Origin of the sequence: Nostoc sp. (genome assembly GCF_036919815.1) — a bacterium.
Taxonomy (GTDB): domain Bacteria; phylum Cyanobacteriota; class Cyanobacteriia; order Cyanobacteriales; family Nostocaceae; genus Nostoc.
In genome coordinates, this window is sequence record NZ_JBALCE010000109.1 from 53,070 (window position 1) to 69,806 (window position 16,737).

The following is a 16,737-nucleotide window of genomic DNA, read 5'->3' on the forward strand; positions in this document are numbered from 1 at the left end:
ATTCTTGCTTTCCGCCTTTGCCTGAGATTTTATTATTAAGGAAGGTAGTGTATGAAACTTTGTATTGTTACCCATAAAATCAAAAAAGGTGATGGTCAGGGGCGGGTAAATTACGAAGTTGCTCAAGAAGCAATTCGTCGTGGGCATAACCTGACATTATTGGCTAGTGAAGTCGCACCAAAACTAGAAGATAATAGCCAAGTTAATTGGGTTAAAATTCCAGTCAAAGGCTATCCTACAGAATTTGTTCGTAATTTCATATTTGCCCAAAAAAGTGCAGATTGGTTATGTAAAAATCGCTCTGGCATTGATTTAGTTAAAATCAATGGAGCAATTAATCTGGCTGCGGCTGATGTGAATGCTGTACATTTTGTCCACAGTTCATGGTTGCGATCGCCTGTTCACATTTCCCGCAACCGCCGCGATTTGTATGGTTTCTACCAATGGCTGTTTACGGCTTTTAATGCCCGTTGGGAAAAACAGGCTTTCCAAAAAGCGCAGGTTGTTGTCGCTGTATCCGAAAAGGTAGCTCAAGAATTAGTCAACATTGGTGTACCGCGTTCTCGGATTCGCGTAATTGTCAATGGCGTAGACTTAGAAGAGTTTGCCCCTGGTGAAAGCGTAGGCGTAGCCCAGTGTAGGCATCGCCAAAAATTAGGTTTGCCAGAGAACGTTACCCTAGCACTGTTCGCCGGAGACATTCGCACACCCAGAAAGAATTTAGATACAGTGTTGCACGCCTTGGTGAAAGTTCCTGATTTACATCTGGCGGTGGTGGGTCATATCGAAGGTAGCCCTTTTCCGCAACTGGCAGCATCATTAGGGTTAAATGAACGCGTGCATTTTGTCGGATATCGACGTGATATCGCCGAAATTATGCGATCAGTAGATTTATTTGTTTTTCCTTCCCGATACGAAGCTTGCACCCTCGTATTGTTAGAAGCACTTTCTTCAGGACTGCCAGTAATTACTGCCACAGCTACCGGAGGTGCAGAGTTAGTGACACCAGAATGTGGCATCGTCTTACCTGACTCAGATGATATCGATGCTTTAGCTCTGGCGTTGATGTCTTTGGTGAGTGTAGACGCCCTGATGCAACAGATGGGTCAAGCTGCTCGCTCTGTGGCAGAACAATATAGCTGGACTAAGATGGCACAAACTTATGTGGATCTATTTGAGGAGTTAAGCAAGAATGCGGAACACCGTTCTCATACCGACTTATCGCCGTCCACAAGACCTCTCACGCTGCCTTTTGGCGCTACAGGAGCAAATTAAACCTGTGGATCAGGTGATAGTGGTTGTCCGCGATACAGATGCAGAAACTTGGCAATTTCTCGCCCAATTCAACGCACACAAACTGCCACTGCATACTGTGAAAGTGACACAACCGGGGGTAGTAGCAGCCCTCAACGCCGGACTAGCAGCAGTGGAGGGCGATATTGTTTCTATTACTGATGATGATGCGGCACCCCACCCGGATTGGTTAGAGCGGATCGCCGCTTACTTTACCTGTGATAGTCGTCTCGGCGGTCTGGGAGGACGTGATTGGATACACCACGGCAGCAAATTAGAAGACGAATCCCGTTTAGTAGTTGGACAGTTGCAGTGGTTTGGGCGAGTGATTGGCAACCATCATCTGGGAGTAGGAGAACCGCGCGAAGTCGATGTTCTCAAAGGTGTAAATATGAGTTTTCGTACCCAAGCAATCGGGCAATTGCGCTTTGATAAGCGGATGCGTGGTGCAGGAGCGCAGGTACACTTTGAAATGGCATTTACTCTGGCATTAAAGCGGGCTGGTTGGAAGATAATTTATGATCCTAACGTTGCTGTAGATCACTATCCGGCACAACGTTTTGATGAAGATCAGCGAAATAACTTTAATGAAATTGCTTTTATTAATTTAGTCCATAATGAAACCTTAGTTTTATTAGAGCATCTGCCATTTATCCGCCGAATTATATTTTTGTTATGGGCAGTATTTGTGGGTACCTGCGATAGTTTAGGTTTAGTACAATGCCTGAGATTTTTACCTAGCCAAGGGCAGTTGGCTGGTAAGAAGTTATTAGCATCCTGGCGTGGGCGTTGGCAAGGATATAAGCAATTCGTAATTCGTAATTCGTAATTCGTAATTGTAGACCGATTATTTCATTGTGAATTATTTTTAAGCCTTCAAATTTACTTATGTGACGCGATGTGCGACTTATCCTTGGAACCCCTCTCCAAACCTCTCCCCGAAAGGTCGATAGGCTTTGATTTTTGCTCCCCTTCCCTTGTAGGGAAGGGTTTGGGGGTTAGGTTTGAGAGAAAGTCGCAGATGGCGTTATCTGTAAATCCAAAATCTCAAATCTCAAATTGAATGAATTCTAAGCAGATACTTTTCAATAGTTTTTTACAAGAAAGCTATTCTCCCCAAGAGCGATCGCTACAGGGTTGGATGGCGATCGCAGGCTTTGTATTACTAACTGTAGTTTGCTATTTTGCTGGTGCTACTGCCGCATTGCGCCTAATTTACCCCGTAACAGCTTTAGTAGTAGCCGTATTTTTATACTTGCGGCATCCCATTCTCTACATCAGCTTTACCTGGTGGATCTGGTTTCTCACACCCTTAGCTACCCGCTTAGTTGACTATCGGGTGGGCTGGGACCCTAGCCGTCAAATGCTCATAGCACCCTACTTAGTGGTGTTTGTCACCATAGCAACATTCTTCCGACACTTTCCCAGCGCCGCTCGTCAAGGGGGCTTGCCATTTGTTTTGGCTTTTATCGGAGTGTTCTATGGCTTTCTAATCGGTCTAATTTACAATCCACCTATCCCTGTAGCACGCGGATTGATGGATTGGCTCAGTCCGATCATTTTCGCTTTTCACTTATTTATAAACTGGCGAGATTATCCCAGCTATCGCCAGAACTTTCAGCGAACATTCCTCTGGTGTGTGTTGATTTTAGGAACTTATGGCGTATATCAATTTGTGGTAGCTCCTGAGTGGGATAGGTACTGGCTCATCCAATCAAAACTATTCATGAGTTCGGGAAACCCTGTGCCTTTCGGGATGCGCGTCTGGAGTACATTGCACTCAGTCGGTCCCTTTGGTTCCGTGATGCAGGCTGGGTTGCTGTTGTTATTTACCAGTTCGGGAAACTTAATTTTTCCGGCTTCAGCTGTTGGTTACTTATCCTTTCTGTTAACACAAGCACGTACTAATTGGGGAGGCTGGTTATTTGGAATAATTATGATTATGGGTTCAGTCAAAGCCCAGATTCAAATGCGCTTAATTATCATAATTTTGGTGATGGCAATTTGTGTTGTACCATTGACAACTATCGAGCCAATTTCTGGGGTTTTAGCAGCCCGATTGGAAACTTTTTCTAATCTTCAAGAAGATGGCAGCTTTAAAGATAGATCAGGAAGTTATGACAAAAATCTTGGTTTAGCCCTTTCTAATGGTTTAGGTAACGGCTTAGGAAATATCTGGAAAGTCAACGAAAAAACTGGTCAAATTGAAGTGGTGGTGATTGATAGTGGGATTTTAGATATGTTTTTCACCCTTGGTTGGTTTGGAGCGATATTTTATATGGGTGGATTAATCTTGTTGATTATTAGTGTTAGCAGCTATGGTGAAGGTCGTTTTGATAGTTTTGTTAGTGCTGCCCGCGCCATTGGTATCAGTTCTTCTGCACAGTTAGTTATTGGTAGTGGGATGTTGAGTGTAGCAGGAATGATTCTTTGGGGGTTTTTAGCTATGGCTATGGCAGGACATAAATACTATAGCAATCCTCAGATTGCCTATAAGAAGTCGGAGTTCTGATTATTACAAATTAAATAGGATAGTTATAGATTATGAAAGTAATTATTGTAATGCCACTAGCCGAGCAACGAGGTGGCGGTGAAATGATGCTTTGGGATTTGGTGCAGCAGGGACGTAATGCCGGTGTTGAGTGGCTGGTGATATTTTTAGAAGACGGCCCGATGGTAGAACAAGTAAAGTCGCTTGGTATTGATGCGCGAGTTGTGGAAAGTGGACGTTTACGCCAAATCCACCGTTTTATTGGCGCTGTTTTTCGGATAGCTGCGATCGCCCGCCGCGAACGTGCAGATATAATTGTAAATTGGATGTGGATCACGCATATATCTGGAGGTGTGGCGGCAATGCTGGCGGGGTTGCCTGCTGTGTGGTATCAATTGGAAGTACCTAGTGATCAGACTTGGTTGGTGCGAATCGCTACTTTAATCCCAGCGCGGGCGATTATCACCCTCTCGCAAGATGGCAAGCAAGCACAGGCAGAGATTTGGCCTCACAGACCAACACCTTTGGTTTATCCTGGTGTTGCACTAGACCGATTTGAGCCTGATGCTTTACCTTCTCCTGAAGAGGCACGGCGGAAGTTGGGCTTACCTTTACACGGACCGTTGATTGGAATTGTTGGGCGATTGCAACGATGGAAAGGAATGCACGTATTGGTGCAAGCAATGCCCAAAATTTTACAGAAGTATCCTGATGCTCATTGTGTAGTGGTTGGCGGTAAACACGATTTGGAACCGGATTATCAGGACTTTTTAAAAGCCGAAATCGCCGCCTTGGGCTTGAAAGAGCAGGTAATTATGGCTGGGCTACAGCGTAATATCCCGGAGTGGGTGCAGGCGATGGATGTATTTGTTCATGCGTCGGATAAAGAGCCGTTTGGAATTGTGATTATTGAGGCGATGGCGCTGGGTAAACCTGTAATTGCTGGCAGTGCAGGCGGCCCGACAGAGATTATTACCGATGGGATGAATGGACTATTAACACCTTACGGCGATGCGGATAAATTAGCGATCGCAATTCTCCGCTATCTTGACGAGCAAGAATTTGCCCAGAGTGCGGGAATGGCTGCACGACAACGCGCCCTCGATTTCTCAACGCAGAATTATGCCCAAAATTTTATTAGTGCAATTCGTTCTGTAATACCAAGCGTTTCATAGGCTGAATGAAGCAATAAGTAAACTTCTTCCAAAAGTCAATTTTATCACAATACGCTTGCGTTAAGGCTTGATCACTCCCTAACCTTCCTTATTAAGCCCCCCTTAAAAAGGGGGGTTGGGGGGATCTTCCAGAGCAAAATATCACCAACCCAAGCGGATTGCATTTTATGAAAATCAAACCACAGATTTACATCGATTAATTATCTATATGCATCTGTGGTTAAAAATAATAAATTATATTCAAAGGAATTAAATTAATGTTGATTGATAGCCGGACATTGCCAATAGATGAAGTTATCACTACTGAAGTTTGTATAGTTGGTGGTGGACCCGCCGGAATTACACTCGCACGAGAATTAATTGGGCAAGACTTTCGAGTTTGCTTACTAGAAAGTGGTGACTTGGAATTTAATCAAGAGACTGCATCTCTTGGTCAGGGTGAAACTGTTGGAGATCCTTTTCCACCACTGCAAGATATGCGTCATCGTCAATTTGGTGGACTGGCTAATGTCTGGAATATTGAAATTAATAAAAATCAACTTGGTCTCAGGCATGTACCGTTAGACGAAATAGATTTTGAAAAACGAGATTGGCTGCCATACAGTGGCTGGCCTTTTAGTAAATCTCACCTGAATCCATTTTATGAACGCGCTCAAGCAGTCTGTAAACTCGGTTCTTTTGCTTATGAAGCTGAGGCTTGGGAAACTGCTCAATCTCCTCGGACACATTTCACAAGTGACCGAGTTACTACCAGTATGTTTCAGTTTGGCCCACGCGATATTTTCACCAATGAATATCGCCACCAAATTAATCAATCTCCTAATATCACGATATTCCTCAACGCCAACGTGGTAGAAATTGAGGCAGACGAAACAGCCCAGACGGTGAAACGTGTACAAGTAGCTTGTTTATCTGGTAATAAATTTTCGGTTGTTGCAAAAGTATTTATATTAGCCACAGGTGGTATTGAGAATGCACGTTTATTGTTGCTATCAAACCGAATTCAAAAGAATGGATTAGGCAATCAAAATGATTTAGTGGGTAGGTTCTTTATGGATCATCCTTTTATCCGTTGTGGAATGCTTGTTCCGCAAAATCGCAAAATCTTTAATTCGATGGCTTTGTATGACTTACGTCGGGTGAATAATGTCACAGTGATGGGAAAATTTGCCCTGACGGAACAAGTTATGCGCCGCGATAAATTACTAAATATGACTGCGTTGTTATATCCCAGAGATGAAAGGTTTAGATCGGCAGCAAAAGCTTCTGCAAAAATTTTGTTCTCTTCAGTTAGACAAGGGCAGTTACCCAAGAATGTTTTTCAACATTTGCAAAATGTAATTACGAATATTGATGATTTAGTAGGTGATTGGTATAAGTATAATGTCAAAAAAGAATATTTGTTCCCTGATTTGAGTCATGGAGGATGGTCTGATCATGAAGGTAATGAACAGAAATATACAAAGTTTGAAGTTCTCAGCCAAACTGAACAAACCCCAAATCCAGATAATCGGGTGACACTCAGTAATCAACTAGATAAACTTGGTTGTCCTCAAGCAAAATTAACTAATCATTGGAGCGAAATAGATATTTGCAGTGTGAAGCGATCGCAGCTAATATTTGCAGAAGAGTTTGCTAGTGCAGGTCTGGGTCAGTTGCAGATTGAATTGGATGGAGATCGTCCAGTTGCTTCTCTTAGTACCCATCATAATATGGGAACAACACGTATGCATCATGACCCAAAACAAGGAGTAGTAGATGCAAATTGTCAAGTTCACAGCATCTCTAATTTATTCATCACAGGTAGCTCTGTTTTCCCTACAGGAGGCTATGCTAATCCGACGCTGACCATTGTCGCTTTGGCAATTCGACTGGCAGACCATCTGAAAGCTGAATTATATCAATAAGTACAACTTTGGGTAAAATATCACAGTTTTAAACGTAGCGATCGCAATTTTACGCTATCTTGATAAACAAGAATTTGCCCAAGGTGCAAGATATAAACAAAGCTACAACACCTTGGTAAAAAAGATTGTTTTTATTTCTTGCACTTAAACATGGTTTAGCGCATCTTCATACAGAATTGGTATAAGGCCAGATATTAAGAGTGGTGTTGTTTAAAGGAGCTAATGTAATCCTTTATTCTGTAATTTATGCTCGATATGGTGCATTTCCTGGATAGTTTCTCCAGTAACGATCGCATAAATTTCGGTGTAGATTTTTCCGTATTTGACCTTCTCTAAAGCCGACAGGATAATCAAGTCCTTGCGATCTAGTTCTGGTTTTAAGGTCACTAAAATTGAATTTAACGTTCCTTCCATGCGGTAGTCACTGGAATATTTAGCTACTTCCTTTCCCAGTCCTAGTAGAGTATTACGTTGCAAGCACAACGGAGTCGAACCATTGACTCGAAAATTAGCGTCGATCATATAAAACTGTCCGTCTTGATCTTCCAGCACGTCGAAGCCAATTACGCCAAAATAACCCTGTTTGTGAGCATACTCACCAATGGCCGCAATCATCTCAAAGAACTTGCTCATGTCAGTGTTGCGGTAGTCAATCAGTCCCCCTAAATAGTTGCCTTCTGGAGTGACGAGTTGGCCAGTAGTGCCGATGAGGGTTATCTCTCCCGCCTTGTTGACATAGAACTGTACGCAATAATTCTGCACCTCATTCTTGACGAACTCCGAGACAATAATCTGATCGAGCAACTTAATATTGAGATATTTCCTAATTTCTTCAAGGCAGTAGTTCAAATCGCTGGGGCTTTTGATGATATAAGTGCCTTCTCCTGAGAGTCCGTGAGACGTTTTAATTAAGTAGGGAAATTCTGGTAACTGAATATCTTCCAGACTACAGGTGTGTAGATTGTAGCTCTCGTATTTTGGACATTGCACCCCCAATTCGGCTAAAGTCACTTTGCTAAGTAAGCGGTAATGGGTGTCTGAATCAATAGCGTGTTTTTCTCTTTTGAGGTGATCAAAGGGAAATAGAGTGATGAGTTTGTCAAAGTGTTCGCTGTGACTGAGGTCATCCAGATAAGTCAAGCGATCCATCATCGATCTATTGGAGTAGCTGAAACCGAAATGCTCTTGCCAATATTCAAGCAGTGACTTTGGCGGCGGAATAGTCACAATTCCGGGAATGCGATCGCCTAACACAGCCAGAATTTTCCAAGGTTCCTTTTGGCAAATCTTGTCAAAGGAGGTTTTGGTGGCTTCACTACTGCCATCTTGAATAAAATATTTTTTCAGGTTGGGATAAGCAGCCCAACTGGCAGTTGCAGGGTAATTTAGGATAAACCCATAAGATGCATCTGTGATATCTTGAGCAAACAGATCAGAAAGAGAACTCCCTTGAAAGTATTGAAAGTTATATTTTGAGTTCATTTAGCCCTCCGAGAAAGCGCATACCCAAAACGTTGCATAGATATATCTTCTGTCTGCACTTCTACCAGCAGCACCCTGTCTTGGTCAGAAACGATTTCTTGAGATAAGAATATTGCCATAAAATTTTTGTATAAAGCTAATATTTGATAATCTGCTTTTTCGCTGTATATATTAGATTTTACTCTCTTAAATTTTAATTAACTCTATCAAACGAAATAAGAAAATTAGTTAATTTCTTGTCTTCAAATAACGTTATTGTTTATATATTGATGATGAAGCCAGAAGCATGAATGTGTAGATGTGTAAATATCCCTGTGGTTAGGATATTTAACCTAATTTTTTCTGCCTGCTAGTGCGATCGCACTTTTAAAATATTCAAGCGGCGATTAGAAACAGGTATAATTATTAGAATCGTCAAAGTTTTTCAGAGCGAGATGTTATTAGCTAACTACATACAGACTCTGATTTAAAAGAAAACCTTAGTTAAGGTATTCCACTTTCCTGTAAGCGATTTTTAATAATGTCTATAACTTCTTTATATGCGATAAGTTGTTCCACATTTAACTTGCATATATTGGGCGGGCGAGACGCCCACCCCACAAGAAATGTACAATTTCAGATTATGCAAACTAGATGTGGTTTATAGCGGTTCTCAGTTGAGTGAGGTACAAGAACCCCACCCCCAACCCCCTCCCCGCAAGCGAGGAGGGGACTATGATGTACCTCATGTGATTAGTAAACGCTATAGCTTACCTTCTTTACAAGCGAATGGAATATCGGTTTTCCATCTTCCATTTAGTGTGAGAGTTAGCATAGCAGGTACTACTAATCTTCTGGCAGAAAAATACTGAGTTACTACAAATCCTTGACCAATCATAACAGAAAATTTTCCAATTATCTAATCAAACCCTATCTTCAAAGACTGAACATAACAGCACGATTAATGTTGCTGCTTACGAGGATTTAAATTCAGGAAACCCCATTTACCCTACAGGACTTCATAAACTCGATAATTTGATAGTGGGATTTGAAAGCGGCACACTCACCATAGTTGCGGGTGGGCCATCAATGGGGAAATCCCAGATCGCCTTGTTTTTGGCTCTCCAAATGATACTATTGCACAATCTACCTGTGGTCATCTTCTCCTTGGAGATGACAAAGAAACAATTGGAGTACAGGCTGTGGAGCTTAATTAGTATTACCAATGCCTATAAGCATTTAGAGTTAACGCCACTAAAAAGCGATCGCATCCGCAGACATTGCTCAGGTAATAAACCTCTAGCAGACTGGGAATTTACAAGCATTGCCAAAATCGTCGGTATTGCCTCAGAACTGCCGCTTTATATGAATGACTCAAGAGGTATTACCGTTTCACAAATTGCGTCAGAATGCCGTCAAATTAAGGCCAAAGAATGCATCAGGATATCAAAACATTCTTGACACAATACTTTTCTATGTCCAATGAATCTCTTTGGAGCGAAAAGCTCTATCCCAATCGTTAGCAATCACTTCCATGATATTGATCATGCCTTCATAGCCAAAATATGGCTTGTCTACATAAGTTTCTCTGTTAGTGGGGCTAAACACATCAAAAGCAATTTTGATTCCCAATTCCTCTGCCATGTATTTTTCCCATGCCGAGCCAATCACAGCATCAACATCAAACTCTTCTAAGGTCTGTTTTACCTGATAGCCATCTGCCGAAAATATTACGCGGGAAGTAAGACCGAGGCTGTGCAGTTCTCGCTCCAGAATTGCACGAGAATCAGGCATCGCTGAACGAAATAATAAGACTTCAGGAATCATCTCCAATTCTTCAAAGAGCATTCTGACTAGTCCAATACCAAGCGTCCCATCCGCAGATACAGCAATTCTACAGTTACGATATCGGGGAATAATCATCAATGCTCGTTTGCGAAGTGTATCTACTACCATTTCTTCGCCTTGTTTGATGATTGGCTCCACTTTTTCATCTATCTTGAAATGTGCCGCCAATGCCTTCAACCACCGAGTAGTGTTGTTTACACCTATTGGTAAAGGTATATCATCAAGGATCAAAGGGATGTCATGGGTCTGTTGCATTTTCCGAGCAAACTTATACCCAACATCATGACTGAGAACAATATTGGCGGTTGCCTCACCAGCTTGCTCTAGTTCTTCAAAGGAAGTATTATGAGAAAAGACCGTCTGTACTTTAATCCTTAAAGATTTTAACATCTGCTTTACCCATTCCAAATCAGCCCACCAAGTAGGATTCAGATTTGCTTGTGGTGCAATGATATTTACAATCCTTGGCTTTCTGCCCCTTCTCTTGGTCTGCCTTTTTTTGATAAAAGGAAGTAAAGCCTCCAAACCCATCTCTAAGCCATCGTAAGCATTGCCCCGAAACCCACCAGCCATTAAAGGAACGAGTTTGGCTTTGATATCTGGCTGAAGCTGGTTGCACAATCCCGCAATATCTTCACCAATAATGTCCGCCGCGCAAGTACCAACGACAAACATCACCTTAGAATCAAAAGATTGATCTGCCTCTTTAATCATCCCTTTGAGTTTCTCAGACGCTCCCATCACAATGTCTGACTCAAAAAGACGAGTACAGCCTACTTTCCGCTTGGTGAAATCAACCTCATGAGCATCATACCCAGCTGCAACAGTAGACGCGCAACCCTGTGGAGACTGAATCACAATACTAACATCTTTAATGCCAGCAACTGTAGTTGCAATACCTTCAAGGGCACAGCCAACTACTGGGTCTTTACTATGGTTACAATTGTCAAAAGTTGTTTCAGCAGACATTTTTTCCTCCTGTTTCTCTAAAGTTTGACTATGGGAAACGCGTTTCATGCAGCTTGTAGCGACTTCTGCCTTGACGTTTTCGTGTTTTGTGAAGCCTGTAGCGACTTCTGCCTTGACGTTTCCGTGTTTCGCGCAGCCTGTAACGACTTCTGCCTTGACGTTTCCGTGTTTCGCGCAGCCTGTAACGACTTCTGCCTTGACGTTTCCGTGTTTCGCGCAGCCTGTAGCGACTTCTGCCTTGACGTTTCCGTGTTTCGCGCAGCCTGTAACGGCTTCTGTCTTGCCTGTAGCGACTTCTGCCTCGACGTTACCGTATTTCGCGCAGCCTGTAACGGCTTCCGCCTTAACATTTTTGGCTTAAGCCTTGCTTGTAAGCTAATAATCATTCAAATTGCAACTCCCGCGTCCCCGCATCTTTCTGAGGCTAAGGATTATGCAACGTGAAGTACTCCAACCTGCTTCACTGAGGTTGGAGCTTCCAACATCATTGAACTCAGGGACGGTCTTATTCGTCTTCAGAGTTTCCCGTCTCAACCGCTGATGCCACGTTAGGGACTCTCATCTCTAAGAGTGCGGGACTAAATCCGATAATGGTCTTACTCAGCGTCCACAGGCAGCCGCCCGTCTACCACAGGCAGTTTGATTTTTTGTTCGTACAACACCGCTTAGATTCACGGCTTTTATCCTACCAGCTAACAGTGTTCTTTCCCCAATCTCTAGCTAACAGTGTTCTTTTCCCAATCTCTGATGTTTCTACGGCAAGTCTGACTACTTTGAAGTTAGCCTTTATGTTCCATACAGTTGGGCGGGTCATCGACCATTTATATAATATGATGTATGTATCTGCGCCTCTGCGTGAGACAAATCCATACTTTATTCAGCGAAATCACATTTCATTTATCACTCGTTACAACATTTGCCCCGTCTCTTCTCTGCATATACGGTACAGTCAGGCAAGTCTTGAGCTAATTTTCCGGTCAGTGATTGAGCAGATGCTAACCCGGAATCTTTAGGGAACACCATTTGCTTGGTTAAGGAACTGCGAGGTCTAAAGCCATATTGGAGTGCTGTTTTAATACACTTTGCGACCTTTAAAGCTCCGCGATAGCCAAATCTGGGACGATTTAAGATGGCATTTAAATCGACGACGGGAATATGGGGGAAACTCAAGGAAGAACCAAAATACACTACTGAATCTGAATCAAGACCACCAATAAAATCCAGTAATTCATCTTCCGTTTGTTTCATTGACTCATACTTGCCAAAGGCTAGCGTCCCCTTAGTAATCAGGATTTCTGGGTCTAACCCTGTTTCCAACAAGTAATCTACACTGGTTTCTCGTGCTTCTGTACTCCAGGGATGGAAGTTATAGATTACCACACGCATCCCAAAATCACGATCCAACATGTGGGCAAGGGACAAGCACTTAATAGCATCATGTCCTTCGATAATCGCTAACTTACCTTCTATATAACTCTTAGCTTCCTCAAATTCAGTCTTAATTGCGGCATATTCCCTTTCCATCAAGGCAGCCGCCTGTTCTTCCATCCCTAAATATTTTGCAGCCCCTTCGAGCCATTTTTCTGTAGCGGTGATTCCATAGGGAAGGATAGTAGAATTTAACGGAGTACCAAACTTGTCTGACATGGCTTTGCCGATAGTATAGCCAAGATCCAAACATAAAGTACAGTTAACTGCCGCACTTGGTGCTTGCTTAAGTTCTTCCAAAGTACAGTCACCAGCGATGACGCTGTGAACTCTTGCCCCGATTCCTTCTATCAATCGTACCAGTTCCTTAACATCAGTTTCGACTTCTGTCCTTTCAGGGCCCATCTTCGCGCCCACAATATTGACAGAATCGGCTAGTTGTGCTTTCCGTTCTGGAGTTGGCGGCTCCATAAAGTCTACAATTTGCCGAAATACGATATCAAATCCACTGCGATACTCCCCTGCGAATCCTTCGCAATGTATCGTCATGATCTCAGACTTGATTTCGGTGCGGGCTTTATTCACTACGTCATCAACACAGTCGCCAATAATACCAGACGCGCAACTAGTAGCAACAACGATCGCATCAGGATGGTATTTTTCATCTACTTCTCGAATCGCGCCTGCTAATTCTTTTTCGCCTCCAAAAATTACCGCTTTCTCGCTCATGTTCGTAGTTACCACGGGTTCATAAGGGGAACCACTATTGCGGCTATTGGTCAGTTTGTATGCCCGCTTGACACCATAAGCACAGCCACTCGGCCCGTGAGAAATGACGATCGCATTTTTAATGCCACTTAAAATCTTCGTTGCAGTCCAGAATTTACAGGGGCGGGTATGACTACCTTGTAAACTGGTCTTGATTTTACCCTCTTTTGCCAAGCGATAAAGTTCGCTTAAATTTCCGTAAAATACGACATTCTGATCTATACTTGCAGTCATGATAACTCTCCAGTCTTTCAATAGCTTTTGTACAGTCTCAGATGAGTCGTAAACCAGGCTACTGAGCCGCCCTCTGAGACTAATCAGTTAAACGGGTGCTGCCTGGTTTACAATTGATGTAGGATTGCTAAGTATCGTAAAAATTCCGATGGAAATACCATCTAATGATTTGGCGAGAGAGTTGGGGGTGGACGATAAAAAATACCACTGTAGATAGATGCCATCCCCCATACACATCACTCTCTTACCAAACGTTTAAGAGCCACTCGCGATCGTGCTTGTTCTCCATATCTGCAAACATGGCATTGGCAATGTTATCTGCTAGCCATTCTGCTCCTTTATAGCCAATAATGGGATATTTCCACAGACCTGCGCGGTCAAAGCTGGGGAAGCCTATCCGAACCATCGGAATTTTGTGATCGATGGAAATATATCGACCCTTTGAATGACCTAGAATCAAGTCGATTTCGAGGGATTTATCTTTGATGCGGCGCTCCAATTCCCAGAGGTCTGCATTCCAGATGACTTCGATATCACAGGCTGCTTGCTTCTCCAACTCGGCAATTCTTGGGTCTTTCGTGCAGGCTCTGTTGTCGTCTCCCAACAACATCAGCACTGGCTCTAACTCAACTTCTAAGCAGAACTCTGCTAGACCAATTACTAAATCGGGATCTCCGTAAATAGCTACCTTCTTGTTGGCGAAGAACATGTGGGCGAGATCGGCGATCGCATCAATAGCTTTACCACGTTCTCTGACTAAAGATTCTGGTATTGCTTTCCCGGTTAGTTTTTGGATGTTTTGCAGCCAAGTGTCGGTATTTTTGATGCCAATTGGTGTTGGGCCAATGATTGCGGGAACCTTAAACTTCTCTTGTAAGAATTCGGCTGCGCTGCCTCCTTCATATTTACATAAGGCAATAGTTCCCAACGCATTGGCAGAATCAGCAATTTCTTCGATGGTGCTATTCCCAAAGGCAAAACTTGTCTTATCGGGCATGGTGGGCGCATCGAAGGTTTCTGTATCCAGTAATATGTTTCCTGGAACGTCCATCTCTTTTAAGATGCGCTTAACTTCGGTGACATCTCCAGGGTTAAGCCACCCTGTGATCATGTTCAACTTGCCAGTTGGTTCGCCTTTTTTTGCTAGGCTAGAAATGATTGCATGTACGCCGACATTATAGCCAGTGACTTGACTGCCTTTGTAACTGGGGGTATGTACAGGAACAAGGATAACCTTGCGATCGGGATAGTCTTTCTTTAACTGGGCGTTGAGCTTGTTAATGGTTCCTTCGATATCGTCCCCAATCGTCTCAGTTGAACAAGTCGTAATAATTGGAATAATCCGTAAATCAGGATATCGTGCTACTAAGGTGTTTACGGCTTCCTCAATGCGTGGCTGTCCTCCAAGGACAGCGCTATTTTCATGGAGTGAAGAAGAAGCAATGTCAAAATTTTCCTTCAAATGCTGGGCAAACAGGAGGCGAACGAACATACTACACCCTTGTCCTCCATGCACCAAGGGAATACAATCTTTGATTCCGATGGAAGCATATTCAGCCCCAGCAGGCTGACAGGTAAATATAGGATTGATGATTCCCTTACGTTCTTTCTGTTTTACGACTAAAGACATTCTCTTGACTCCTAAATAGTGTATAATTCGTGATGCGTGTTTGTTTGGCGTTGCTGAACGAAAATATGAAGTGTCATTTTGAGCTTAAGAAAGTGGAGCGATGTCTGCGGCGAGCTAACGCTGCATCCAACCAAGAAGCAAGCTACCCATAGCATCGATTACAGAAGAAAAGTAGAATTGAATTTCTTGAAAATCTTGAAAGCTAGATGAGATGCTTCTGTAGTCAGACACTATGCTTCTTGGGAATGCTTTTGGTGTAGCCCGTCGGTGACATCGTTCTCTACTCTGTAAGTCTCTACTCTGTAAGAAAATTTTTGCACAAACACTAACAGGATGACTTGACTCTATTTCATACTCCAATTCAACAACGCCGTTCGTTTAGTGAGGCAATCTGGTCTTCTCCCTGAACTCAGGAATGGGAGAAGGGGAGACGCTAAGAGCGATCGCAAATCATAGAGCGTCACCCAGAGGGTTAAATTACCGATCTAATTGCTTTAATAAAGCGAATAATGCAATTCACCATTCTTCGACTTGGTTATTACAATATCGATCAGCATTGCCTTAACAGATTCCAGTACTGCTGTCTTTTGCGAGTTCTCCATGCTATTTAACCATGAAAATCTGATTTCCAGGTCAGCCGAAAGGATCTTCGCATCTGCATAAAAACCTCTCTGGATCAAGGTTTCCAGAACCACCTTTTCTCCAGTCAAGATTTGGGCGGCCATATTGAGAACACCATTGATGTTTTCTTCCCGATCCCATGCACGAGAGTGAAACTGCCACAAACACCGTTCTTGAATTAATTTTGTGACTTCCCCAGCTCGCTCTTGAATGTATGACGCGATTTCCTTAGCTTGCACTTGAACCTGTGGCGCAACCGCAACTTCCTTAGCTTGCACTTGAACTTGTGGTGCAACTTCCTTAGCTGGCTTTTGAACCTGTGGTACAACCGCAACTTCCTTAGCTTGCACTTGAACCTGTGGCGCAACCGCAACTTCCTTAGCTGGCTTTTGAACCTGTGGTGCAACTTCCTTAGCTTGTGGTTGAACTTGTGGTGCAACTTCCTTAGCTTGCACTTGAACTTGTGGTGCAACTTCCTTAGCTTGTGGTTGAACCTGTGGTGCAACTTCCTTAGCTTGTGGTTGAACTTGTGGTGCAACTTCCTTAGCTGGCTTTTGAACCTGTGGTACAACTTCCTTAGCTTGTGGTGCAACTTCCTTAGCTTGTGGTTGAACCTGTGGTACAACTTCCTTAGCTTGTGGTTGAACCTGTGGCGCAGTTTCCTTAGCTGGCTTTTGAACCTGTGTTGCAACTTCCTTAGCTTGTGGTTGAACCTGTGAAGTGGCTTCCTTAACTTGCTGTTGAATTAAAGAAACGACTTCCTCAGATAGCTCTTTGGTTGCTTTACCGTTGCCATTACCATTGGTACTTGGCAGATTTTGCTCACCACGGATATCAGATTTAGCGAGTTTCATCAGAGGGGAATAGATGGCATTGTACATATCCCGCGCCATATTCACCGCACCTTCAAAA

The 16,737-nt window shown here is 43.1% G+C and carries 12 protein-coding genes and 1 pseudogene; 7 read left to right on the plus strand and 6 right to left on the minus strand.

Annotated elements, in window-relative coordinates:
* Positions 1 to 51: 51 nt before the first annotated feature.
* The 5 genes from V7K15_RS24800 (at position 52) to V7K15_RS24820 (ending at position 6,866) form a co-directional block, all read left to right on the plus strand.
* A complete protein-coding gene (locus tag V7K15_RS24800) occupies positions 52 to 1,275 on the plus strand; it encodes a glycosyltransferase family 4 protein (protein WP_334909814.1) in 1,224 nt (407 codons plus the stop codon).
* Complete coding sequence (locus V7K15_RS24805) at positions 1,193 to 2,122, plus strand: glycosyltransferase family 2 protein (protein ID WP_334909816.1); 930 nt, start codon at positions 1,193 to 1,195, stop codon at positions 2,120 to 2,122. Before V7K15_RS24800 ends, V7K15_RS24805 begins: the two co-directional genes overlap by 83 nt.
* A gap of 234 nt (positions 2,123 to 2,356) precedes the next feature.
* Positions 2,357 to 3,805 carry an O-antigen ligase domain-containing protein gene (locus V7K15_RS24810; RefSeq protein WP_334909818.1) on the plus strand — a complete coding sequence of 483 codons (1,449 nt, stop codon included), beginning with the start codon at positions 2,357 to 2,359 and terminating at the stop codon, positions 3,803 to 3,805.
* A gap of 32 nt (positions 3,806 to 3,837) precedes the next feature.
* Positions 3,838 to 4,959, plus strand: a complete 1,122-nt coding sequence (locus V7K15_RS24815; RefSeq protein ID WP_334909821.1) for a glycosyltransferase — start codon at positions 3,838 to 3,840, stop codon at positions 4,957 to 4,959.
* Positions 4,960 to 5,216: 257 nt separating this feature from the next.
* Positions 5,217 to 6,866 carry a GMC family oxidoreductase gene (locus V7K15_RS24820; RefSeq protein WP_334909822.1) on the plus strand — a complete coding sequence of 550 codons (1,650 nt, stop codon included), beginning with the start codon at positions 5,217 to 5,219 and terminating at the stop codon, positions 6,864 to 6,866.
* Positions 6,867 to 7,085: 219 nt separating this feature from the next.
* Here the strand turns inward: V7K15_RS24820 and V7K15_RS24825 are convergent, their stop codons facing one another.
* Together V7K15_RS24825 and V7K15_RS24830 are read right to left on the minus strand one after the other, a co-directional pair.
* Complete coding sequence (locus V7K15_RS24825; RefSeq protein ID WP_334909824.1) at positions 7,086 to 8,348, minus strand: ATP-grasp domain-containing protein; 1,263 nt, start codon at positions 8,346 to 8,348, stop codon at positions 7,086 to 7,088.
* Positions 8,345 to 8,467, minus strand: coding sequence for a hypothetical protein (locus V7K15_RS24830; protein ID WP_334909826.1), 123 nt, complete (start codon positions 8,465 to 8,467; stop codon positions 8,345 to 8,347). The genes V7K15_RS24825 and V7K15_RS24830 overlap by 4 nt, the downstream gene beginning before the upstream one ends.
* 486 nt (positions 8,468 to 8,953) lie before the next feature.
* Between V7K15_RS24830 and V7K15_RS24835 the strand changes: the two genes are divergently transcribed.
* Together V7K15_RS24835 and V7K15_RS24840 are read left to right on the plus strand one after the other, a co-directional pair.
* Entirely contained in the window at positions 8,954 to 9,199 is a 246-nt protein-coding gene (locus tag V7K15_RS24835) for a hypothetical protein (protein ID WP_334909828.1), read from the plus strand.
* Positions 9,192 to 9,761: pseudogene (locus V7K15_RS24840) on the plus strand (DnaB-like helicase C-terminal domain-containing protein); the annotation flags it as partial. The gene V7K15_RS24835 and the pseudogene V7K15_RS24840, both read left to right, overlap by 8 nt.
* Positions 9,762 to 9,800: 39 nt before the next feature.
* Here the strand turns inward: V7K15_RS24840 and V7K15_RS24845 are convergent.
* The 4 genes from V7K15_RS24845 to V7K15_RS24860 all read right to left on the minus strand — a co-directional run.
* Positions 9,801 to 11,144: a nitrogenase component 1 gene (locus V7K15_RS24845; RefSeq protein WP_334909830.1), complete on the minus strand. Its 1,344-nt coding sequence runs from the start codon at positions 11,142 to 11,144 to the stop codon at positions 9,801 to 9,803.
* A 900-nt stretch (positions 11,145 to 12,044) separates the two neighbouring features.
* A complete protein-coding gene (locus V7K15_RS24850; RefSeq protein WP_334909832.1) occupies positions 12,045 to 13,574 on the minus strand; it encodes a nitrogenase component 1 in 1,530 nt (509 codons plus the stop codon).
* A gap of 244 nt (positions 13,575 to 13,818) precedes the next feature.
* On the minus strand, positions 13,819 to 15,204 hold the full coding sequence (vnfK, locus tag V7K15_RS24855; RefSeq protein WP_334909834.1) for a V-containing nitrogenase subunit beta: 1,386 nt from the start codon (positions 15,202 to 15,204) through the stop codon (positions 13,819 to 13,821).
* A gap of 494 nt (positions 15,205 to 15,698) precedes the next feature.
* Positions 15,699 to 16,737 (minus strand): Fe-only/vanadium nitrogenase subunit delta (locus tag V7K15_RS24860; protein WP_334909836.1); only part of this gene is annotated, 1,039 nt, incomplete at its 5' end.

Excerpts from the sequence above, each read along its gene's own strand:
- V7K15_RS24800 (WP_334909814.1), top strand. The coding sequence starts at position 52 with ATGAAACTTTGTATTGTTACCCATAAAATCAAAAAAGGTGATGGTCAG.
- V7K15_RS24805 (WP_334909816.1), top strand. The coding sequence starts at position 1,193 with ATGCGGAACACCGTTCTCATACCGACTTATCGCCGTCCACAAGACCTC.
- V7K15_RS24810 (WP_334909818.1), top strand. The coding sequence starts at position 2,357 with ATGAATTCTAAGCAGATACTTTTCAATAGTTTTTTACAAGAAAGCTAT.
- V7K15_RS24815 (WP_334909821.1), top strand. The coding sequence starts at position 3,838 with ATGAAAGTAATTATTGTAATGCCACTAGCCGAGCAACGAGGTGGCGGT.
- V7K15_RS24820 (WP_334909822.1), top strand. The coding sequence starts at position 5,217 with ATGTTGATTGATAGCCGGACATTGCCAATAGATGAAGTTATCACTACT.
- V7K15_RS24825 (WP_334909824.1), bottom strand. The coding sequence starts at position 8,348 with ATGAACTCAAAATATAACTTTCAATACTTTCAAGGGAGTTCTCTTTCT.
- V7K15_RS24830 (WP_334909826.1), bottom strand. The coding sequence starts at position 8,467 with ATGGCAATATTCTTATCTCAAGAAATCGTTTCTGACCAAGACAGGGTG.
- V7K15_RS24835 (WP_334909828.1), top strand. The coding sequence starts at position 8,954 with ATGTACAATTTCAGATTATGCAAACTAGATGTGGTTTATAGCGGTTCT.
- V7K15_RS24845 (WP_334909830.1), bottom strand. The coding sequence starts at position 11,144 with ATGTCTGCTGAAACAACTTTTGACAATTGTAACCATAGTAAAGACCCA.
- V7K15_RS24850 (WP_334909832.1), bottom strand. The coding sequence starts at position 13,574 with ATGACTGCAAGTATAGATCAGAATGTCGTATTTTACGGAAATTTAAGC.
- vnfK (WP_334909834.1), bottom strand. The coding sequence starts at position 15,204 with ATGTCTTTAGTCGTAAAACAGAAAGAACGTAAGGGAATCATCAATCCT.